At 63.3% G+C, this 22,304-nt stretch carries 16 protein-coding genes and 1 tRNA gene; 4 read left to right on the top strand and 13 right to left on the bottom strand.

All coding sequences use genetic code 11. The features are described 5' to 3' along the window. Nucleotides 1–246: 246 nt before the first annotated feature. The 10 genes from rpoC to QX034_RS01350 all read right to left on the bottom strand — a co-directional run bounded on the left by rpoC (nucleotide 247) and on the right by QX034_RS01350 (nucleotide 14,376). A complete protein-coding gene (gene rpoC, locus QX034_RS01305) occupies nucleotides 247–4,446 on the bottom strand; it encodes a DNA-directed RNA polymerase subunit beta' (RefSeq protein ID WP_315705632.1) in 4,200 nt (1,399 codons plus the stop codon). Nucleotides 4,447–4,577: 131 nt separating this feature from the next. Further along, nucleotides 4,578–8,696 carry a DNA-directed RNA polymerase subunit beta gene (rpoB, locus tag QX034_RS01310; RefSeq protein ID WP_315705631.1) on the bottom strand — a complete coding sequence of 1,373 codons (4,119 nt, stop codon included), beginning with the start codon at nucleotides 8,694–8,696 and terminating at the stop codon, nucleotides 4,578–4,580. Nucleotides 8,697–9,257: 561 nt separating this feature from the next. Then, nucleotides 9,258–9,635 carry a 50S ribosomal protein L7/L12 gene (gene rplL / locus QX034_RS01315; RefSeq protein ID WP_315705630.1) on the bottom strand — a complete coding sequence of 126 codons (378 nt, stop codon included), beginning with the start codon at nucleotides 9,633–9,635 and terminating at the stop codon, nucleotides 9,258–9,260. Nucleotides 9,636–9,695: 60 nt separating this feature from the next. Then, the gene (gene rplJ, locus QX034_RS01320; RefSeq protein WP_315705629.1) at nucleotides 9,696–10,214 is read right to left on the bottom strand and encodes a 50S ribosomal protein L10; all 519 of its coding nucleotides are present in this window, start codon (nucleotides 10,212–10,214) and stop codon (nucleotides 9,696–9,698) included. Nucleotides 10,215–10,809: 595 nt separating this feature from the next. Continuing rightward, nucleotides 10,810–11,760 carry a 2-hydroxyacid dehydrogenase gene (locus QX034_RS01325; protein WP_315705628.1) on the bottom strand — a complete coding sequence of 317 codons (951 nt, stop codon included), beginning with the start codon at nucleotides 11,758–11,760 and terminating at the stop codon, nucleotides 10,810–10,812. A gap of 90 nt (nucleotides 11,761–11,850) precedes the next feature. Next, nucleotides 11,851–12,543: a 50S ribosomal protein L1 gene (gene rplA, locus QX034_RS01330; protein WP_315705627.1), complete on the bottom strand. Its 693-nt coding sequence runs from the start codon at nucleotides 12,541–12,543 to the stop codon at nucleotides 11,851–11,853. 6 nt (nucleotides 12,544–12,549) lie between these two features. Further along, on the bottom strand, nucleotides 12,550–12,978 hold the full coding sequence (gene rplK, locus QX034_RS01335; RefSeq protein ID WP_011088164.1) for a 50S ribosomal protein L11: 429 nt from the start codon (nucleotides 12,976–12,978) through the stop codon (nucleotides 12,550–12,552). A 231-nt stretch (nucleotides 12,979–13,209) separates the two neighbouring features. Next, nucleotides 13,210–13,767 (bottom strand): transcription termination/antitermination protein NusG, encoded by a 558-nt coding sequence (gene nusG / locus QX034_RS01340; RefSeq protein WP_315705626.1) that lies wholly within the window; start codon nucleotides 13,765–13,767, stop codon nucleotides 13,210–13,212. Further along, a complete protein-coding gene (secE, locus tag QX034_RS01345; protein ID WP_315705625.1) occupies nucleotides 13,767–13,958 on the bottom strand; it encodes a preprotein translocase subunit SecE in 192 nt (63 codons plus the stop codon). Before secE ends, nusG begins: the two co-directional genes overlap by 1 nt. 342 nt (nucleotides 13,959–14,300) lie before the next feature. Beyond that, a tRNA-Trp gene (locus tag QX034_RS01350) sits at nucleotides 14,301–14,376 on the bottom strand. 150 nt (nucleotides 14,377–14,526) lie between these two features. Between QX034_RS01350 and QX034_RS01355 the strand changes: the two genes are divergently transcribed. Further along, nucleotides 14,527–15,750 carry a serine hydrolase gene (locus tag QX034_RS01355; protein ID WP_316194934.1) on the top strand — a complete coding sequence of 408 codons (1,224 nt, stop codon included), beginning with the start codon at nucleotides 14,527–14,529 and terminating at the stop codon, nucleotides 15,748–15,750. Between the two features lie 129 nt (nucleotides 15,751–15,879). Here QX034_RS01355 and QX034_RS01360 read toward each other — a convergent pair whose 3' ends face one another. Both QX034_RS01360 and QX034_RS01365 read right to left on the bottom strand, forming a co-directional pair. Further along, nucleotides 15,880–16,647, bottom strand: a complete 768-nt coding sequence (locus QX034_RS01360; protein ID WP_315705623.1) for an SDR family oxidoreductase — start codon at nucleotides 16,645–16,647, stop codon at nucleotides 15,880–15,882. Between the two features lie 125 nt (nucleotides 16,648–16,772). Next, nucleotides 16,773–17,480, bottom strand: coding sequence for a histidine phosphatase family protein (locus QX034_RS01365; protein ID WP_315705622.1), 708 nt, complete (start codon nucleotides 17,478–17,480; stop codon nucleotides 16,773–16,775). Between the two features lie 149 nt (nucleotides 17,481–17,629). Between QX034_RS01365 and QX034_RS01370 the strand changes: the two genes are divergently transcribed. The 3 genes from QX034_RS01370 (at nucleotide 17,630) to argE (ending at nucleotide 21,911) form a co-directional block, all read left to right on the top strand. Continuing rightward, nucleotides 17,630–18,415 (top strand): SDR family oxidoreductase, encoded by a 786-nt coding sequence (locus tag QX034_RS01370; RefSeq protein ID WP_315705621.1) that lies wholly within the window; start codon nucleotides 17,630–17,632, stop codon nucleotides 18,413–18,415. Nucleotides 18,416–18,792: 377 nt separating this feature from the next. Further along, nucleotides 18,793–19,893, top strand: a complete 1,101-nt coding sequence (locus tag QX034_RS01375) for an IS4 family transposase (protein ID WP_315701243.1) — start codon at nucleotides 18,793–18,795, stop codon at nucleotides 19,891–19,893. An 821-nt stretch (nucleotides 19,894–20,714) separates the two neighbouring features. Then, on the top strand, nucleotides 20,715–21,911 hold the full coding sequence (argE, locus tag QX034_RS01380) for an acetylornithine deacetylase (RefSeq protein ID WP_315705620.1): 1,197 nt from the start codon (nucleotides 20,715–20,717) through the stop codon (nucleotides 21,909–21,911). Nucleotides 21,912–22,015: 104 nt separating this feature from the next. On the opposite strand, the gene QX034_RS01385 is transcribed toward argE, so the two are convergent. After that, the gene (locus QX034_RS01385) at nucleotides 22,016–22,171 is read right to left on the bottom strand and encodes a hypothetical protein (protein WP_315705619.1); all 156 of its coding nucleotides are present in this window, start codon (nucleotides 22,169–22,171) and stop codon (nucleotides 22,016–22,018) included. Nucleotides 22,172–22,304 lie beyond the last annotated feature (133 nt).

A 22,304-nucleotide genomic window follows, 5' to 3' on the forward strand; every position in this document is an offset into this window, starting at 1 on the left:
GCAGCCAGTCCACACAGGGTTTGCGCTTAAGCAAATCGGCGCGTCGTGATGGCGGTCGGTGGAGATCATTATGGCGGATCAGACGGCACCAGAAGCGCCTCTTTGCCTGAAGGGAAGATGAACAACGGGGATGTGCCCCTGCAACAGGACAAAAAAATGTTAAAAAAAGGCCGGCGACAGCCGGCCTTTTCTCCGTTCGATGAATGAACGCCGGAGCGCGCCGACGCGCGCTCCGTAGATTTACGGCTACTCCGCCGGCGGCAACGCGAGCGGCTGCGGCTCCGGAGTGCTCGGCACGATCGCGGCCTGCTTCTCGCGCTCGTCGAGAATGAGCTTGTCCCGCTTCACGGCGACTTCGCGGATGCGCGCCATGGAGGCGCCGGTGCCGGCCGGGATCAGGCGACCGACGATGACGTTCTCCTTCAGGCCCTCGAGCGGGTCGATCTTGCCGTTGACCGCCGCTTCCGTGAGGACGCGCGTGGTCTCCTGGAACGATGCCGCCGAGAAGAACGAACGGGTCTGCAAGCTCGCCTTGGTGATGCCGAGCAGAACCGGGGTGCCGGTGGCGGGCTTCCTGCCCTCCTCCTTCGCCTTCGCGTTGGTCGCGTCGAACTCGATCTTGTCGACCTGTTCGCCCGAGATCATGTCGGTGTCGCCCTGGTCGGTGATCTCCACCTTCTGCAGCATCTGACGGACAATCACCTCGATGTGCTTGTCGTTGATGAGCACGCCCTGCAGCCGGTAGACCTCCTGGATCTCGTTGACCAGATAGGCCGCGAGTTCCTCGATGCCCTTGATGGCCAGGATGTCGTGCGGTGCCGGATTGCCCTCGACGATGAAATCGCCCTTTTCGACGATATCGCCGTCCTGCAGGTGGATGTGCTTGCCCTTCGGGATCAGGTACTCGCGCGGCTCCTCGGTCTTGTCGACGGGCTCGATCGAGATGCGACGCTTGTTCTTGTAGTCCCGGCCGAAGCGGATGGTGCCTGCGATCTCAGCGATGATCGCTGCGTCCTTCGGCTTGCGCGCTTCGAACAGTTCCGCCACCCGCGGCAGACCGCCGGTGATGTCACGCGTCTTGGCGCTCTCGGTCGAGATACGGGACAGGATGTCGCCCGACTTGACCGTCGATCCGACGTCGACCGACAGGATGGCGTCGACCGGAAGCATGTAGCGGGCGTCGCCGCCGCGGGCGAGCTTCAGCACCTTGCCGTCCTTGCCCTTGACCACGATCGCGGGCCGCAGATCGGCGCCGCCACGCGTCGAGCGCCAATCGATGACGACACGCTTGGCGATACCGGTCGACTCGTCGAGCGTCTCGGAGATCGACTGGCCTTCGAGCAGATCCTCGAAGTCGATGGTGCCCTCGGCTTCCGACAGCACCGGGCGGGTGTAAGGATCCCACTCGGCGATGCGCTGGCCGCGCTTGATCATGTCGCCGTCGTCCACATGCATGCGCGAGCCGTACTGGATACGGTGCGTCGCACGTTCGGTGCCGTCGGGGTCGACGATCGTCACGACCATGTTGCGGACCATCGCGATCAGGTGACCTTCGCTGTTGCGAGCGATCGCCTTGTTCCTGATGACCACCTTGCCTTCGAAGTTCGATTCGACGAAGGACTGCTCGTTCAGCTGCGCAGCGCCACCGATGTGGAAGGTGCGCATCGTCAGCTGGGTGCCGGGCTCACCGATCGACTGCGCGGCGATGACACCGACAGCCTCACCGTGGTTGACCGGCGTACCGCGTGCGAGGTCGCGGCCGTAGCACATCTTGCAGATGCCGTTGACCAGCTCGCAGGTCAGCGCCGAACGGATCTTCACCTCCTGCACGCCCGCCTGCTGGATGGCGTCGATGTGGCTCTCCTCCATCAGCGTGCCGGCTTTGACCAACACGGCGTTGGTGGCGGGATCCCGCACGTCATCGCAGGGCACGCGGCCCAGGATGCGCGAGCCGAGCGAAGCCACCAGGGTGCCGGCGTCGACGATCGCGCGCATCTTGATGCCAAGATGAGTGCCGCAATCGTCCTGCGTGATGATGCAGTCCTGCGCGACGTCGACCAGACGACGGGTCAGGTAACCCGAGTTCGCGGTCTTCAACGCGGTGTCCGCGAGGCCCTTGCGGGCACCGTGGGTCGAGTTGAAGTACTCGAGAACCGAGAGACCTTCCTTGAAGTTCGAGATGATCGGCGTCTCGATGATCTCACCCGACGGCTTGGCCATCAGGCCGCGCATGCCGGCGAGCTGACGCATCTGGGCCGGCGAACCGCGCGCACCGGAATGCGACATCATGTAGATCGAGTTGATGTCGGCATCCGCCCCCGTCGCCGTCTTCTTGGTGACGGAGATCTCCTTCATCATCTCCTTGGCGATCTCTTCGCTGGCCTTCGACCAAGCGTCGACGACCTTGTTGTACTTCTCGCCATGGGTGATCAGACCGTCATTGTACTGCTGCTCGAAATCCTTCGCCAGCGTACGGGTGGTGTCGACGATCTTCCACTTGCCTTGCGGCACGACCATGTCGTCCTTGCCGAACGAGATGCCCGCCTTGAAGGCGTTGTAGAAGCCGAGCGCCATGATGCGGTCGCAGAAGATCACCGTCTCCTTCTGGCCGCAGTGACGATAGACCTGATCGATGACGCCCGAGATTTCGCGCTTGGTCATCAGCTTGTTGATGACCTCGAACGTCACGCGCGGATGCTTCGGCAGGAGATTGCCGAGCATCACGCGGCCCGCGGTGGTTTCGATCCAGCGCTTGGCGACCTTGCCGGTCTCGTCCATGCCCTCCCAGCGATACTTGATCTTGCTGTGGAGATGGATGGCCTTGGCATGCAGCGCATGCTCGAGCTCGGCCATGTTGCCGAACGCCATGCCCTGACCGGCCATGCCTTCGCGCATGATCGAGACGTAGTAGAGGCCGAGCACGATGTCCTGCGACGGCACGATGATCGGCTGACCGTTGGCCGGATGCAGGATGTTGTTGGTCGACATCATCAGGACGCGCGCTTCCAGCTGCGCTTCGAGCGACAGCGGAACGTGCACGGCCATCTGGTCGCCGTCGAAGTCGGCGTTGAACGCCGAGCAGACCAGCGGATGCAGCTGGATCGCCTTGCCCTCGATCAACACCGGCTCGAACGCCTGAATGCCGAGGCGATGCAGGGTCGGCGCGCGGTTCAAGAGCACCGGATGCTCGCGGATGACCTCGTCCAGGATGTCCCAGACCTCGGGCCGCTCCTTCTCGACCAGCTTCTTGGCCTGCTTGACGGTCGTCGACAGGCCCTTCGCGTCAAGCCGCGAATAGATGAACGGCTTGAACAGCTCGAGCGCCATCTTCTTCGGCAGGCCGCACTGATGCAGGCGCAGCTCGGGACCGACCACGATCACCGAACGGCCCGAATAGTCGACGCGCTTGCCGAGCAGGTTCTGACGGAAGCGGCCCTGCTTGCCCTTCAGCATGTCGGCGAGCGATTTCAGCGGCCGCTTGTTGGCGCCGGTGATGACGCGGCCGCGGCGGCCGTTGTCGAACAATGCGTCGACAGCCTCCTGCAGCATGCGCTTTTCGTTGCGGATGATGATGTCAGGAGCGCGCAGCTCCATCAGCCGCTTCAGGCGGTTGTTGCGGTTGATGACGCGGCGGTAGAGGTCGTTGAGGTCCGAAGTCGCGAAACGACCGCCGTCGAGCGGCACCAGCGGCCGCAGATCCGGCGGGATCACCGGAACCACGGTCATGATCATCCATTCCGGCTTGTTACCGGAATGGCGGAACGCTTCCACGATCTTCAGCCGCTTGGCGAGCTTCTTGTGCTTGATGTCGGAGTCGGTCTCCTGCATCTCCACGCGCAAGGTGGCCTCGAGCTTCTCGAGCTCGAGCCCGCGCAACAGCTCGCGGATCGCTTCGGCGCCGATCATGGCGGTGAAGTTGTCCTGGCCGAACTCGTCCTGCGCCTTCAGATACTCGTCTTCCGACAGCAGCTGACGTTCCTTCAGCGTGGTCGTTCCCGGCTCCAGCACGACGTAATATTCGAAGTACAGGATCCGCTCGAGATCCTTCAACGTCATGTCGAGCAGGAGGCCGATGCGCGAGGGCAGCGACTTCAAGAACCAGATGTGGGCGACGGGAGCTGCAAGCTCGATATGGCCCATGCGCTCGCGCCGGACGCGCGACAGCGTCACCTCGACCGAGCACTTTTCGCAGATGATGCCCTTGTACTTCATCCGCTTGTACTTGCCGCACAAGCACTCATAGTCCTTGATCGGCCCGAAGATGCGGGCGCAGAACAATCCGTCGCGCTCGGGCTTGAAGGTGCGGTAGTTGATCGTTTCCGGCTTCTTGATCTCGCCGTAGGACCAGGACAGAATCTTCTCAGGGCTCGCGATCGAGATCCGGATCTGGTCGAAGACCTGAGCCGGCGTCGTCGGATTGAAGAGATTCATAATTTCTTGGTTCATCGTCTTCTCCTCGCATGCCGATCGGGGCCGGCAGCAAATTCGAAAATCTCTTTCATAAAGCGCCCTGCCCTGACCCGTGGGCAAGATGCCGATGCCCGGCCGTCACTCACGGCCGGGCCTGATGACTTGAACTACTCTGCGGCTTCCGATGTCGGCGCCGGTCCCATCTTGGAGTTGTGCAGGTCGACGTTGAGGCCGAGCGAGCGCATTTCCTTGACCAGCACGTTGAACGATTCCGGAATACCGGCTTCGAACGTGTCGTCGCCGCGGACGATCGCCTCGTAGACCTTGGTGCGGCCGGCGACGTCGTCCGACTTCACCGTGAGCATCTCCTGCAGCGTGTAGGCCGCGCCGTAAGCTTCGAGCGCCCACACCTCCATTTCGCCGAAGCGCTGGCCGCCGAACTGGGCCTTGCCGCCCAGCGGCTGCTGGGTGACCAGCGAGTACGGGCCGATCGAGCGCGCATGGATCTTGTCGTCGACCAGATGGTGCAGCTTCAGCATGTAGATGTAGCCGACCGTCACCTTGCGATCGAACGCATCGCCGGTGCGGCCGTCATAGACCGTCGACTGACCGGATGCGTCGAGGCCGGCGAGCTTCAACATCTCCTCGATGTCGGCCTCCTTGGCGCCGTCGAACACCGGCGTGGCGATCGGCACGCCGCGGCTCAGATTGTGACCAAGCTCGATCAACTCGTTGTCGTTGAGCGTCTTGATGGTCTCGTCATCGCCGTAGATCCGCTTCAAGGTCTCCTTCAGCGGCTTGACGTCCTGCTTCGACAGGTAGGCATCGACCGTCTGGGCGATGCGCTTGCCGAGGCCGGCGCAAGCCCAGCCGAGATGGGTCTCGAGGATCTGCCCGACGTTCATGCGCGAGGGCACGCCGAGCGGGTTCAGCACGATGTCCGCATGGGTGCCGTCCTCGAGGAACGGCATGTCCTCGATCGGAACGATCTTGGAGACGACGCCCTTGTTGCCGTGACGGCCGGCCATCTTGTCGCCCGGCTGGATCTTGCGCTTCACCGCGACGAAGACCTTGACCATCTTCATCACGCCCGGCGGCAGCTCGTCGCCACGCTGCAGCTTCTCGACCTTGTCGAGGAAGCGCTGTTCAAGCCCCTTCTTCGACTCGTCGTACTGCTTCCGCATGGCCTCGATCTCGGCCATCAGCTTGTCGTTCGGCGAGGCGAACAGCCACCACTGCGACTTCGGATACTCGTCGAGCACCGCGCGCGTGATCTTGGTGTCCTTCTTGAAGCCCTTCGGACCGGAGATGCCCTGCCGGCCCTCCAGCATGTCGGCGAGACGGCTGTAGACGTTGCGGTCCAGGATCGCCTGCTCGTCGTCGCGGTCCTTGGCCAGACGCTCGATCTCTTCCCGCTCGATCGCCAGAGCACGTTCGTCCTTGTCGACGCCGTGGCGGTTGAACACTCGCACTTCGACAATCGTGCCCTGCACGCCCGGCGGCACCCGCAGCGAGGTGTCGCGCACGTCGGAGGCCTTCTCGCCGAAGATGGCGCGGAGCAGCTTCTCTTCCGGCGTCATCGGGCTTTCGCCCTTCGGCGTGATCTTGCCGACCAGGATGTCGCCGGCACGCACTTCCGCGCCGATATAGACGATGCCGGCTTCGTCGAGGTTCTTCAGCGCTTCTTCCGAGACGTTCGGAATGTCGCGGGTGATTTCCTCAGGACCGAGCTTGGTGTCGCGGGCCATCACCTCGAACTCCTCGATGTGGATCGAGGTGAAGACGTCTTCCTTCACGATCCGCTCGGACAAGAGGATCGAGTCTTCGAAGTTGTAGCCGTTCCACGGCATGAACGCGACCAGCACGTTGCGGCCGAGCGCGAGCTCGCCGAGATCGGTCGACGGACCGTCGGCGATGATGTCGCCCTTCTTGACGATATCGCCGACCTTCACCAGCGGACGCTGGTTGATGCAGGTCGATTGGTTGGAGCGCTGATACTTCATCAGCCGGTAGATATCGACGCCCGACTTGGTCGGATCGAGATCTTCCGTGGCGCGGATGACGACGCGGGTGGCGTCGATCTGGTCGATGACGCCCGAACGGCGGGCCGCGATCGCAGCCCCCGAGTCGCGGGCCACGACACCCTCCATGCCGGTGCCGACGAACGGCGCCTCGGCGCGAACCAGCGGCACCGCCTGGCGCTGCATGTTCGAGCCCATCAGCGCGCGGTTGGCGTCGTCGTTCTCGAGGAACGGGATCAACGCCGCGGCGACGGAGACGAGTTGCTTCGGCGACACGTCCATGTAGTCGACCTTGTCCGGCGTCATCGGCACGACTTCGCCGGCATGACGGCAGACCACGAGGTCTTCGGTGAAGCGCCCCTTCGCATCCAGCGGCACGTTGGCCTGCGCGACGCGATAACGCCCCTCTTCCATGGCCGACAGATAGACCACTTCGTCGGTGACGCGGCCGTCCTTTACCTTGCGATACGGCGTCTCGACGAAGCCGTATTTGTTGACGCGGGCAAAGGTCGCGAGCGAATTGATCAGGCCGATGTTCGGACCTTCCGGCGTCTCGATCGGACAGATACGGCCGTAATGCGTCGGGTGCACGTCGCGCACTTCGAAGCCGGCGCGCTCGCGGGTCAGACCGCCCGGGCCAAGCGCCGACAGGCGGCGCTTGTGGGTGATCTCCGACAGCGGGTTGGTCTGGTCCATGAACTGCGACAGCTGCGACGAGCCGAAGAACTCGCGCACCGCGGCCGCGGCTGGCTTGGCGTTGATCAGGTCCTGCGGCATCACGGTGTCGATGTCGACGCTCGACATGCGCTCCTTGATGGCACGCTCCATGCGGAGCAGGCCGATGCGGTACTGATTCTCCATCAGCTCGCCGACCGAACGGACACGGCGGTTGCCGAGATGGTCGATGTCGTCGATCTCGCCCTTGCCGTCGCGCAGGTCGACCAGGGTCTTGATGACCGCCAGGATGTCTTCCTTGCGCAGCGTGCGCTGGGTATCCGGCGCATCGAGCTCGAGGCGCATGTTCATCTTGACGCGACCGACCGCGGAGAGGTCGTAACGCTCGGCATCGAAGAACAGCGACTGGAACATCGCCTGCGCCGAATCGAGCGTCGGCGGCTCGCCCGGACGCATCACGCGGTAGATGTCGAACAACGCGTCCTCGCGCGTCATGTTCTTGTCGGCCGAAAGTGTGTTGCGGATGTAGGGACCGACATTGACGTGGTCGATGTCGAGCAGCGGCAGGTCCTTGTAGCCCTGCTCGTTCAACACCTTCATGAGCTTGTCGGTGATCTCATCGCCCGCTTCGGCAAAGATCTCGCCGGTCTTCGGGTTGACGAGGTCCTCGGCGATGTAATTGCCGAGCAGTTCCTCGTCGCCCATGCGCAGGGCTTTCAGCCCCTTCTCCTGAAGCTGGCGGGCGGCACGTACGGTGAGCTTCTTGCCGGCTTCGAGCACGACCTTGCCGGTATCGGCATCGATCAGGTCGTTGGCGGTCGAGTAGCCACGGAACCGGTTGGCATCGAACGGCACGCGCCAACCGTCCTTGGCGCGCTTGTAGATGATCTTCTTGTAGAAGGTCGACAGGATCTGCTCGCCATCGAGACCGAGCGCGAACATCAGCGACGTCACCGGAATCTTGCGGCGACGGTCGATGCGCGCGAACACTACGTCCTTGGCGTCGAACTCGATGTCGAGCCAGGAGCCGCGATAGGGAATGACGCGAGCGGCGAACAGGAGCTTGCCCGAGGAGTGGGTCTTACCCTTGTCGTGGTCGAAGAACACGCCCGGCGAACGGTGCATCTGCGAGACGATGACGCGCTCGGTGCCGTTGACGATGAAGGTGCCGTTCATGGTCATGAGCGGAATGTCGCCCATGTACACGTCCTGCTCCTTGATGTCCTTGACCGACTTCGCACCGGTCTCTTCATCGATATCGAACACGATGAGGCGCAGCGTCACCTTGAGCGGCGCAGCAAAGGTCATGCCGCGCTGACGGCACTCGTCGACGTCGTATTTCGGCGGCTCGAACTCGTAGCGAACGAACTCCAGCATCGAGGTGCCCGAGAAATCGGAGATCGGGAACACCGAGCGGAACACCGCCTGCAAGCCTTCGTCCGCCCGGCCGCCTGCCGGCTCGTCCACCATCAGGAACTGGTCATAAGACGCCTTTTGAACCTCGATGAGGTTCGGCATCTCGGCGACTTCCTTGATGTGTCCAAAAAACTTGCGAACGCGTTTGCGACCGGTGAATGTCTGCTGCGCCATCGTGGCCTCTCATTTCGTCGCCCGGAGGGGCGGACCTTCCGAACCTGCGGCTGCCACCGCTATTCGGGTTGAATTTCGATCCATCTCGAAGATCGGAAGCACAAGGTTCGGAACCGAAGCGTCCCAAATTCGTTCTTCAGACCATCAAAACGCAAAACGACGCGCGGGGCGCAAAGACGCACCCGCTCGTCAGAACCATCTCGTTACGGACTGCAAAAGCCCGAAATTGCCTATCTCCCAACGGCCTGCACAGGAAACCTCGCCGCTCCCTGCACGATCGGCTTTTCGTGCTGCCGACCCAATATGGGGCGACAATAACCGAGATTCGAGGGGCAAGCCCCTAGATCCCCACACATTTTCGTGTTTGACGCGCATTGGACGCTCCCTTTGCACGCCTTTTGCACCAGCTCCCGCAGGGCGCCCGATCCAGCACGGGATACCACCACAATCTCTCGTGCGCGATGGCCGGGTGACTTTCGTCCTCCCGACCACCGAAACATTTGGCAAAAGACCCCAACCTCGCCGTCGCTCGGCCAGAATCTCAGCTGAAGCAAGCCGTGCTTACTTGAGCTCGACCTTGGCGCCAGCCTTCTCGAGCTGAGCCTTGATCTTCTCGGCCTCGTCCTTGTTCACGCCTTCCTTCAGCGGCTTCGGCGCACCCTCGACGAGGTCCTTGGCCTCCTTCAGGCCCAGGCCGGTGATGGCGCGGACTTCCTTGATGACCTCGATCTTCTTGTCGCCGGCAGCGGCCAGAACGACCGTGAAGTCGGTCTTCTCTTCGACCGGAGCGGCGGCAGCGCCACCAGCACCCGGAGCAGCGACAGCCACCGCAGCCGCGGCGGACACGCCCCACTTCTCTTCCAGCAGCTTGGCGAGCTCAGCGGCCTCGAGCACGGTGAGGCTCGACAGGTCGTCGACGATTTTCTGCAAGTCAGCCATTGATGTACTTCCTTAATGTGGTTCGGTTCGAAACCAGGTTGTGAGTGTTTGCGAAGGGCGTCAGGCCGCTTCGCCCTTTGAGGCATGAGCCTGAATGACGCGCGCGACCTTGGCCGCGGGTGCATTGGCGAGCTGGGCGAGCTTGGTCGCCGGAGCCTGGATCAGGCCGACGAGCTTGCCGCGCAGTTCGTCCAGCGACGGCAGCGAGGCGAGAGCCTTGACGCTGTCGACATTCAGGACGGTTTTACCCATGGAGCCGCCAAGGATGACGAACTTTTCGTTCGCCTTGGCAAATTCCATGGCAACCTTGGGCGCCGCGACAGGATCGTTCGAAGTTGCGATCACGGTCGGCCCCTTCAACAGGGAACCGATGCCGACGACGTCCGTGCCTTCAAGAGCAATTTTGGCGAGACGGTTCTTCGAGACCTTCACCGACGCGCCCGCCTGCTTCATCTGCTTGCGCAGGGTCTGCATCTGGGCCACGGTGAGGCCGGAATAATGAGCGACGACGGCAACGCCCGTGGTCTTGAAGACCTCGTGCAGCTGCTCGACCGCCTCTTTCTTTGCCGCTCGTTCCACAGCAAGCTCTCTCCGGTTGGCGGCCTTTGCCATAGGCGGGACCGCCGGGTTGCACCCATCGTCCCGCCAAACCTGACCTTCGGTTAAGAACCATTAAGGACACACAGGGCGGCACGACGACTTCAATAGCCTGCCCTTCCGCCCCTTTGAGGAGACGGAGTGTCGAGGTTCGAACCAAACCTGCATCCCAACCGCCGAAAGCGGCGCGATGCGAGAAATCCGGTCTTCACCCGTCTATGCAGGCCATCAGATTAAGCCTTAGAGAATATTCGCATATTCTCGCGGGCGCCTGCAGTCTCGGACAGGATCGGGGCCGCTCGGCAAGCCGAAAGGCCCCTGACTCGCACGCCGCAAAAGAGAACGGCCATCCTTCCTTTCGGGTGATCCGCGAGGGACGTCCTGAAAGGAATGATCTCCTGTTCGTCTCTATTCGGAATGCGAGCATGGACGTGCCAGCCAAGCCAGCACGTCCGGAGCGCGGTATTTAGCCGGTCTCCACCGACTTGCCAAGAGCAAAATTCACACCAGTTCGGGGGCCAGCGGCTCGGGCGCCCAACACGTTCGGACCGCCAGCCTGCGCGCAGGCCGTCTCGTGTCACTTGACCGGGAACGGCAACCTCTCCCCGGCAAAAAACGCCTTCAGATTGGCGACGACACAGCCCTGCATGGCGACATGGGATTCCCGCGTATTGCCGCCGATATGCGGGGTCAGCACCACGTTCGGCAGTCGCGTGAGTTCGTCAGGCGCATGCGGCTCGATTTCGAACACATCCAGCCCGGCGCCGGCGATCGTATGATCGGTCAGGGCAGCAACCAGCGCAGCCTGATCGATCACCGAACCGCGAGAGATGTTGACGACATAGCCATCGGCACCGAGCGCCTTGAGGAGATCCGCATCGACGGCATGATGCGTCTCCGCGCTGGCCCGGACTGCGATCATCAGCACGCTGCACCATTCGGCGAGCGCATCGAGGCTGGGCAAATACCGATACGGCAGGTCGTCGTAGCGGGTACGGCTGAAATAGCCGATGTCGGTCTCGAAAGCCGCGAGGCGCGCCGCGATCTTGCGGCCGATCTCGCCCATGCCGTAAACGCCGACCTTGCGGCCGGACAGGCCTGACGGCGGCCTCATCAGCGGCGACGGCTTGGCCGCAACCCAGTCGCCGCTGCGCACATAGGGATCGATGATCGGAAGCCGCCGCATCGTCGCCAGCAGCAACATCAGCGCGACGTCGGCGACCGACGAGGCGTTGGCGCCCGGGCTATTACCCACCACGATGTTGCGCGCGGCGGCAGCCTTCAAGTCCACGCCATCGTAGCCGGTGCCGTAGCAGATGATCGCCCCGAGCGCCGGCAGCCTGTCCATGTCTGCCGCGCGCAACGGCGTGCCGCCGGCGGTGATCAGCGCGCGAACCTGCGCCAATTCCTCGGCGGCAAACACCTCATTGGCCGGCTTGCCGGCGGTGTCGAGCAGGTCGAAATCCGCAGAGAAACGCTGGGTCAGGGATTTGGGAAGGCGGGAGTAGATCAGGACTTTGTCGGGCATGGCGCTCTCGGGCATCGCGCTCTTCAAAAAGCAAGAGCGGGACCAGTTGCCCGGCCCCGCTCTCAAACTCTCACATGATGTGCCGCCAAATCAGGCGAGCACGGTGCCCGGCTCGACCTTGACGCCCGGGCCCATCGTCGAGGACACCGCGACGCGCTGGACATAAGTGCCCTTGGCACCGGCCGGCTTCGCCTTCACCACCGCGTCCGCGAGCGCCTTGATGTTCTCGACCAGCTTCTCCTCGGAGAACGAGGCCTTGCCGACGCCAGCCTGGATGATGCCGGCCTTCTCGACCCGGAACTCGACAGAGCCGCCCTTGGCCCCCTTGACCGCACCGGTGACGTCCATGGTCACGGTCCCGATCTTCGGGTTTGGCATCATGCCGCGCGGACCGAGCACCTTACCGAGACGGCCGACCAGCGGCATCATGTCGGGGGTGGCGATGCAGCGGTCGAAGTCGATATTGCCGTTCTGCACCTTCTCGACCAGATCCTCGGCGCCGACCACGTCGGCGCCGGCGGCCCTGGCCTCGTCCGCCTTGGCGCCGCGCGCGAACACGCCGACGCGCAGGGTGCGGCCGGTGCCGTTCGGCAGCATGACCACGCCGCGAACCATCTGGTCCGCATGGCGCGGGTCGACGCCGAGATTGATCGCGACCTCGATGGTCTCGTCGAACTTCGAGGTTGCGCGTTCCTTGATCATCTTGATCGCCTCGGGAAGCGCATAGAGCTTCGTGCGGTCAATGCCCTCGCGGGCGGTCTTCAAGCGTTTTCCGATCGCCATGGCGCCTTACCCCGCAACTTCCAGACCCATCGAGCGGGCCGAGCCCTCGACCATCTTCATGGCCGATTCGATGGTGTCGCAATTCAAGTCCTTCATCTTCTTCTCGGCGATCTCGCGCACCTGCGCTTTGGTCACCTTGCCGGCCTTGTCGCGGCCCGGAGCTTTCGAGCCGGACTGGATCTTGGCGGCCTGCTTCAAGAAGTAGGACATCGGCGGGGTCTTCATCTCGAAGGTGAAGGACCGGTCCGCGTAGATGGTGATGATCACCGGAATCGGGGTGTTCTTCTCTTCCTTCTGGGTCTGCGCGTTGAACGCTTTGCAGAACTCCATGATGTTGAGACCGCGCTGACCGAGCGCGGGGCCGATCGGGGGCGACGGGTTCGCCGCCCCGGCCGGGACCTGCAATTTCAGGTATCCCGTTACTTTCTTTGCCATTATTCAATCTCCAATGCGCCCGCGCTTTGCCTGTTACGGACGCCCGCTGCGGGAAAACCCGCGGCGATGGTTTGGGACCGTGGTGCGGCACGCTTGGCTCCGGCTGGCAATGCCGGCCGCGCCTCCCACGAGCGAAATGCCCCCGACACCGGTCGAGAGCGAAGGGCGCCCGATACACGAGATCGGGCGAAAAGGAAAGTCTCAAGCAGGACGGGATGCCCTGCTCCCAGCTTAGCCGGCGATCTTCTCGACCTGGTTGAACTCGAGTTCGACCGGGGTCGCGCGGCCGAAGATCGACACCGCGACCTTCAGGCGCGAACGGGCCTCGTCGATTTCCTCGACCACGCCGGAGAACGAGGCGAACGGGCCGTCGGCGACGCGGACGTTCTCTCCGATCTCGAACGAAACGGTCGATTTCGGCCGCTCCACACCTTCCTGCATCTGGTTCAGGATGCGCATCGCCTCGCCTTCGGAGATCGGCATCGGCTTGTTCTCGGCGCCGAGGAAGCCGGTCACCTTGGGCGTGTTCTTGATCAGGTGGAACGCCTCGTCGGTCAGCTTCATCTTCACCAGCACATAGCCGGGGAAGAACTTGCGCTCGGCATCGAACTTGCGGCCGCGCCGCACCTCGGTGACCTTCTCGATCGGCACCAGCACCTGCTCGAACAGGTCTTCCAGCCCGCGCTGCTTGGCCTGCTCGCGGATCGATTCAGCGACCTTCTTCTCGAAGTTCGAATAGGCGTGGACGATGTACCAGCGCTTGTCGGCGGTTTGCGTTGCGGTTGCCATCAGTGAATGCCCAACACGAGGGTGATGAGATAACGAATGATCTGATCGGCGGCGAAGAAGAAGACCGAGGCCAGCGCCACCATCACGAACACCATGATCGTGGTGATCATCGTCTCGCGACGGCTCGGCCAGGTGACCTTGGCGGTCTCCGAGCGCACTTCCTGCAGGAATTTGAACGGGCTGGTGGCCATCGTGGGGTCCGCGTGGTCTTCAGACGATCAGGTCTTCGGACGATTAAAGAGTTTGCATGGAATCCGAACAGTGCTTTTTGAACAGCCGTCTTTGGCCCACCCTCGTTTCGAGAGATGAGCCGGGAATCGGGCTCGCTTGTTCGGGGAGTGAAAAGCCGCGCCGGAAATCCGCTTTTCTCACGGGCCGGCAGCAGGTTGCGCGATATCTACTGGCAGATGGGCCCAAGGTCAAGATATGGGCATGCGCGAGGCCGCTTGCGCCCGTCTCGTTCACAGCGCGAACCGATCTTTCGCCTGCGCGACCCGATTCTTTGAAAGCTGGGCTTAAGTGCTTGATCTCGCTGGCAGGAGTGGAGAGGCTCGAACTCCCAACCCCCGGTTTTGGAGACCGGTGCTCTACCAATTGAGCTACACTCCTAGCGAACCGGGACTGCGTCGCCGGTTCGCGCTCGTTGAAGCATAGTCGCAGCCCCGAATGCAAGGGTGCAATGGGCCAAATCCGCTGTTCAAACCACAGCATCTCGGCCAGACTTGATGCAAGCCGACAATAATATCCAAGGGAGAGACCATGACTGTGCCCGCCGCCCGCCCCGCTTCGAGTGCCCGCCCGCAGCCACTCCCGGAAGCGCGACCCGAGCAGCTCGGCCTCTCCGCGGCCCGGCTGCAGCGGGCCTCGGATGCCTTCAAGCGCGAGGTCGACAAGGGAACCGTGCCCGGCGTGACCCTGCTGGTTGCCCGCCGCGGCCAGATCGGCTGGTTCGACGCCATCGGCCGGCAGAGTCCGGCTTCCCATGCGCCGATGGCCCGGGATTCGATCTTCCGCATCTTCTCCATGACCAAGCCGATCGTCTCGCTCGCCATCATGATGCTGGTCGAGGACGGCGAACTCCTGCTCAGCGACCCCGTCGCGAAGTTCATTCCCGAATTCGCCGACCAGAAGGTCGGCGTCGAGACCGGCAGCGGTGAGCTGGAACTGGTCCCGCTCGAGCGGCCCATCACGATCCAGGACCTGCTGCGCCACACCTCCGGGATCGCTTACGAGCACACCGGGACCGGCCCGGTGCACCAGCTGTACCAGCAGTCGCGGGTGCGCAGCCGCAAGATCACCAATGCCGAACACGCCTCCATCGTCGCCGGCCTGCCGCTGATCTGCCAGCCCGGCGCCGGCTTCAATTACAGCCGCTCCACCGACATTCTCGGCCGTGTCATCGAGGTCGTCTCCGGCAAGCCGCTCGGCAGCCTTCTCGCCGAGCGCATCCTCGGCCCCCTCGGCATGGCGGATACCGGCTTCTATACCGAGCAGCACAATGCCGGACGTCTGGCCGAGCCGTTCGAGCGCGATCCCTGGACCGGCGAGCAGGTCCAACTCTTCAACATGATCGAGCGCCCGATCATGGAGTCCGGCGGCGGCGGGCTGGTCTCGACCGCCATGGACTATGCCCGCTTCTGCCAGATGCTGCTCAATGGCGGCAGTCTGGACGGCGTCCGCCTGATCGGCCGCAAGACGCTGGAGCTGATGGCCTCCGATCATCTGCCGCACGGCTGCAAGATCGAGGGCACGATCCTCTCCCCCGGTCACGGTTTCGGCCTCGGCTTCGCGGTGCGCAAGGACGCCGGCGTCGCGCCTTTCCCCGGTTCGCCCGGCACATTCTTCTGGAGCGGGATCGCCGGCACCTTCTTCTGGATCGATCCGAAGGAGGAGCTCACTTGCGTCTTCATGGCCCAAGGTCCCGGCCAGCGCGACTACCTGCGCACGCTCGTGCGCGACGTCGTGTATGCGGCGGTGGAGTAGTTTCGCACCTCTCTCCACTCGTCATGCCCGGGCTTGCCCCGGGCATCCAATGCTCTTCCGCGCCCGTCGCTCGACGTGGATGGCCGGGACGAGCCCGGCCATGACGGAGTACTAAGATGATCCCTACCCTCAACTGATCGTCGCGCCGCCGTCGATCACCATGGTCTGGCCGGTCATGAAGTTGCCGGCTGCCGAGCCGAGGAACACCGCGGCGCCCGCGATCTCGTCGGGGATGCCGATCCGAAGCAGCGGCGAGCGCGACGTCGCAGCCTTCAGATTGTCCGGGTTGTCCCACAGCGCCTTCGCGAAGTCGGTCTTGATCAGGCCAGGCGCGATGCAGTTCACGCGCACATTGTGCGGCCCGTACTCGCAGGCGAGATTGCGCGCGAGCTGCATGTCCGCGGCCTTCGAGATCGCGTAGGCGCCGAGGATGGTCGAGCCTTTCAGGCCGCCGATCGAGGACACGATGATCACGGAGCCGTCCTTGCGCTCGATCATCTGCGGCACGACCATGCTGATCAGCCAGTTGTTGGCGACGATGTTGTTGTCGAGGATCTTCCTGAACTGATCGTCGGAGATGCCGGCCAAGGGACCGTAATATGGATTCGAGGCGGCGTTGCAGACCAGCACGTCGATCTTGCCGAAGGCGCGGTTGGCCTCGTCGACAAGGTGCTGCAGGTTCTCCTTGCTGGAGATGTTGGCGGGAACGGCGAGCGCCCTGCCCGCGCCGTACTTGGCGTTGATCTCTTTGGCGACCTGATCGCAAACATCGGCTTTGCGCGATGAGACCACCACCTTGGCGCCGTGCTCGGCCATGCGCTCGGCGATGGCAAGCCCGATGCCGCGGGTGGAGCCGGTGATGACGGCGACCTTGCCGGTCATGTCGAACAGGGTCATGTGTGTTTCCTCCTCGTTTCTGAATGTCGGTCCGGGGCGGCGCACCAGCGACGAACCCGCAGCCTCGAACGTGTGACGCCACTCCGCGTTTAGCCCTGCGGGGCCGCCCCGAATGACGGCTCTCATCAAGCCAGCTTGCTGGTCGTCACCTCCGGCCCCGCCGGCTGATGCATCGCGGCCTGCGCTGAAGCGGCCATCCAGGGCTGCTGGTTCACCATCGGCAAACGCCAGGTGCTCAGGTCTCCGGTCGCGACATGGTCGAGCCGCGTCACCGAGCAATTATCGATATCGAAGGCCAGCGCCTTTTCGACCAAACCGCCGAGCGCAAAGCCGACCGCGGCCTTGATGGTGCCGCCATGGCCAACCGCGATGATGTCGCGGCCCGCCTGCTCGGCGCCGATCCGCACGACCGCTCCCGTGACGCGGCTGTAGAGATCCATGAAGCTCTCGCCGCCGGGCGCGGGTTGATCTATCGCGGCAAACCAGTTGCTGCCGGGCGGCCGGCTCGCCAGGAACGCCGCGCGGTTCATGCCCTGCCATTGCCCGAGATGCTGCTCGGCGAAGGCCGCTTCCTTGATCATCGTCTCAGGTTGCGGAAAGCCGGTGGCCCAGATCGCCTCCGCGGTCTGATGCGTCCGCCTCAGATTGCTCGCATACCAGACCGCGTTGCGCGGCAGGATCTTCGCCACCGCCTCGAACACGATACGGTCGCTGGTGTCGCAGGCAATGTCGGTCTGGCCGTAGATGTTGCCGCCGTCGTTGCGGACCGGAGCGTGGCGCACCCACCACCAGCGCGTGGTGACGACGGCCGGCTTATCCTGATTGTCCGACATCACGATCACTCTTCCCTGTCCAGCATTGTGGCTGTACGTGAGACGCACGGCCGTCTCAAGTGACTTCGCGCGATGGGGCACGTTTGAAACGGCGTTTGAATTCCATCGTGCGGGCAACCCGCCGGGACAACAGCGAGCAGGAGGAAAGCATGGGCCGCCTTCAAGGCAAATCGGTCATTATCACCGGCGCGGGAAGCGGCATCGGCCGCGCCGCCTCGCTGCTGTTCACCCGCGAAGGCGCCAAACTGATCGCGGTCGACCGCACTGACGGCGTCAAGGAGACGGTCGAACTGGTGAAACAACAAGGCGGCGTCGCCGAGGCCGTGCTTGCGGATGCCGGCTCCGAGGCGGACGTGATCGGCTTCGTCGACCGCGCCGTCGCCACTTATGGCCGGCTGGACGTGATCTGGGCCAATGCCGGCATTTCCGGCGGGCTGAAGCCGATCGCCGAGCAGACCGTCGAGCATTGGCAGGAGATCCTGCGCATCAATCTGATCGGGCCGTTCCTGGCGATCAAATATGCGATGCCGCACATGGTGCGGCAGCAGCGCGGCGCGATCGTCTGCACGGCATCGGTCGCCGGCTTGAAGTCGGGCGCCTCGGGCCATCCTTATGCGGCGAGCAAGGCCGGCGTGATCAGCCTGGTGCAGACCACCGCCTATTCGCTGTCCGGCACCGGCGTGCGCATCAACGCGGTGTGCCCCGGCCTGATCGAAACCGGCATGACCAAGCCGATCTTCGACGGCGCCAAGGAGCGCGGCACCGAAGGCAAGATCGGCCAGCTCAATCCGCTCAAGCGCGCCGGCCAGCCGCACGAGATCGCCGCGATGGGCCTGTTCCTCGCCAGCGACGAGGCCTCCTATGTCAACGGCCAGGCGTTCCCGGTCGATGGCGGGCTGACCGCCTCGATGCCCTATGCGGGCAAGCCGATTTAACACCGCAGCAGCTCCCCCTTCTCCAGTCGGCCCACAAAGGGGGGACCTCGGCGCGAGCGCCGTGCGCTCGTCGCCATACCGCGAAGTCTCGCGAGCAACGTAGCCGCGAGACGACAGCCTTTTACTCGCCGCCGCGACGTCATTGCGAGCGATAGCGAAGCAATCCAGACCATCCCCGCATCGGCAGTCTGGATTGCTTCGTCGCTTCGCTCCTCGCAATGACGATCCTGGAACACACACCTTCGCGTTCCCGCGGTACGATTGCGCCCGGGTGATGCTGAATCTGAAACCCTCTTCGATATCGAGGGCGCAGGGAAGACCGCATAGGCGTTAAGTTTATGCTTGAGTGTTGGAATCCGCCGTGATTCGAACAGGGGATGGCAGACGAATCGCTCCTGAACGAGGACTGGACGAGAGTGGTTGCGCAGCTGGGCGGGGCTGCGCAGCTCGAGAAAACTGCGCGCCAGACGAAGGCCTTCGCGCGTCGGCGGCAGATTCCAGATGCGGTGACGTTACTTCGGCTGATGCTGGCCTATTGTTTGGGTGAAAGAGGGCTGAGATCGACAGCCGCATGGGCGGCTTCTGTTGGCCTTGCCGACCTCACCAGCGTGGCGTTGTTCTATCGGCTGCGTCAATGTGGTGATTGGTTTGCGGTGCTGGTGGAGGGCTTGCTCGCTGCGGCAGCTCCGAAGGCGAGCCAAGGCCGCCTGATCCGCATCATCGATGCGACGACAGTGCCTCAGGCGGGACCGGCTGCGCGCAAGAACAGTGAGCTTTGGCGCGTTCATAGCGCATTTGATCTGCCCTATGAGCGCTTTGGTCACTTCGAGCTGACAGATCAGCAAGAGGGCGAAACGTTTGACCGGATACCAGTGGTCAAGAACGAGATCCGCATTGCTGACCGCGCTTATCTGCAACCTGACCGCATTGCGGCCGTCCGCGAAGCCGGGGCCGACGTTTTGATCCGAGCGGGCTGGAAGAACGCACGTTGGCTTGACGCCAAAGGCCTTCCGTTCGATCTGATGGCCCAATTGCGTGCCGCGAAGGCGCGCGGACTGGTCGATCGGGAGATTTGGATCAAGCGCAAGGGCGGCGCGCCTCTGGCTATGCGTCTGGTCGCAATCAAGAAGCCCACCGGTGCGGCTGCTGCTTCTCGGCGTAAAGCCCGGCAAGACGCAAAAGATGAAAACCGCATCATCTCCAAAGAAACTTTGGAGGCTGCGGATTGGGTCATTCTGATCACGTCGCTCGCGCGGGACGAGTTCTCCACCAAAGATGTGCTTGCGCTCTATCGATTGCGATGGCGGATCGAGCTTGGGTTCAAGCGACTGAAGAGTCTGATTGGCCTCAAGACGCCGCCAGGAACCGATCCGCGCTCTGCCAAGCCCTACCTGCTGGCCCACCTCCTGATCATCCTGTTGCTCGAGCCGCTTGCCAGCGACTTCGAGGACTCTCCCCACTGGACGCAGGCCGCTTAACGACGCCTGGCGCTTGGCGGGTCCTGCAGCAGCTCGTTGCATCCTTGCTGCAAGCAATCATTCCACAACCAACCATCCGTTGCTTGCGCCGCAGAAAACGCGCGTTGGGGCGCCACCTTCGCGAGCCTCCTCGAAAACGCAAGTATCAATCGATGCTCGCGCTACCTTAACGCCTATGGGGAAGACCGGGCGCCGGCTGGCGCCCATGGTCCGCGTGCAGCAAAAACGCACGCGGCAGAACCACAGGTGCAGCCGAAATCGCCCGGCCTTCCCTGCGCGATGGTTGGAACGGCTGCTTCGTGCTCTCCCTGGGGACCGGCTTTCTTGCCCCCATGCGACGACGCTTACGCGTCGCGTTGCGCAGGCATCAGCACCGGGATGCCTGGACCACACGACTTGACCGCGCGCATCAACGCTGTTCGTCCGCGTGAGATCACGCTGCAACGTCGATGCGCCCACCGCATCCCGCACCCAACGCTCGTGACGATCGCGAAGCGCCCCTCTCATCGAGGCGGGATGGCGTAAGGAAATCATAATTTCTGAAAAAGAGAAATAGAAATATTTTTCGCGCCGGGACTGGACAGGGGTGATCGCCTTGATCGGGGACGCGAATTTGGCTTCTCGGCGCACGCAGTTTGTGCTGCCCCGTCGGGCACACGAGCACATCGGCGCCACTTTCCCCCGGGAGGTGATTTGCCTAACCCGGCCGTTGGGCCGCGTATCTTTCATTCACATCGTCGATCAGCGATAATGGCGCTTCGCTATTCCTGCTTCCAGTCCTCATTGGGCGAAGGGCATACAGGCCGAGATTCCCGACGATCATGCCAAGTGAACGTACCGACCATATCAAGACACTCCTCGCCGATCTCGTCGGCTTCGACACGGTGAGCGACAAGTCCAATCTGGCGCTGGTCGATTACGTCCAAGATTATCTCGCCGGCTTCGGCCTCACCGCGCAGCGCATCGTCGATGAGACCGGCCGTAAGGCGGCGCTGTGGGTGACGATCGGGCCGGCCGACAGGCCCGGCATCGTGCTGTCGGCCCATACCGATGTGGTGCCGGTCACTGGGCAGGACTGGAGCGCCGATCCGTTCACGCTCGTCGAGCGCGACGGCCGGCTCTACGGCCGCGGCAGCGCCGACATGAAGGGCTTCGTCGCGGTGTGCCTCGCCATGGTACCGGAGATGGCGCGCGCGAAGCTGGCCTCGCCGATTCATCTGGCGCTGTCCTATGACGAGGAGGTCGGCTGCGTCGGCGTGCGCCCGCTGCTCGATGAGATCAACAAGCTCTCGGTCAAGCCGCTCGCCTGCTTCGTCGGCGAGCCGACGCTGATGCAGGTCGCGATCGGACACAAGGGCAAGCATGCGCTGCGTGCGATCTTCCGCGGCCAGGCGTGTCATTCCGCGCTGGCGCCGCACGGGGTCAACGCGGTCGAACATGCCGCCGACCTGATCACCGAGGTGCGCCGCCGCGCGCGAGAGATCGCCGCACATGGCGCACGTGACGAGCTCTATGAGGTCGCCCACACCACCCTGCTCAGCAGTGTCATCCAGGGCGGCACCGCGCTCAACATCGTGCCCGATACATGCGAGCTGCAATTCGAGGCGCGCGGGCTCGGCGTGCACGAGGCCAGGCAACAGACCGGCGAGATCGTCGCGTGGGCCAAACGCGAGATCGAGCCGGCGATGCGGCGCGGCCATGCCGACAGCGGCGTCGAATTCGAAGATATTCTCGAATATCCGGCGCTCGACATGGCGGCCGATCATCCGCTGGTGACGTTTGCCAAAACTCTCGCCGGGCGCAACAGCCACATCAAGGTGTCGTTCGGCACCGAGGCCGGATTGTTCGTGGCGATGGCCGACATCCCGAGCGTGGTGATCGGCCCCGGCGCGATCGCGCAGGCGCACAAGGCCGATGAATACGTCGAGATGGCGGAGCTGGAACGTTGCGCGGGCTTGATCGAGAGATTGATCGCGCAGTGTTCGAAGGCTGATGGACTGGATGTTTTGCGGCAGTAGCCCGGATGAGCGACAAGGACATTCGGGGAATGACCTCGCGGATCGCGCACGCGGGCTACGAACTGAAGCCCGTCATCCGTCCCGACGGGCGGACGGCAAAACCATCAGCCTGACTTGTTCATCTTCTTCACCTTGGCGTCGGTCGCCTCGATCGAGGCCGCCAGTTCCAGCACTGCTTTTGCCAGCAGGTCTGCGGCCTCCTTGGGATCCTGCGACCGTTCGGCGCGCAGCGCGTAGTTCTTGGCTGAGGAGATTGACATTGGCGACCTTTCCCACGGAAAAGCCCGCCGGGTTGAGACGGCGGGCTTCCTTACGCATTACGCTCGCGAGTCGCCCTTGCAGGCCGTCCGCGATTGACATGACCATAGCGGGCACGAGTTAAGAAAATCCTCG

The sequence above is a fragment of the Bradyrhizobium sp. SZCCHNR3119 genome (assembly GCF_032487775.1).
GTDB lineage: Bacteria > Pseudomonadota > Alphaproteobacteria > Rhizobiales > Xanthobacteraceae > Bradyrhizobium.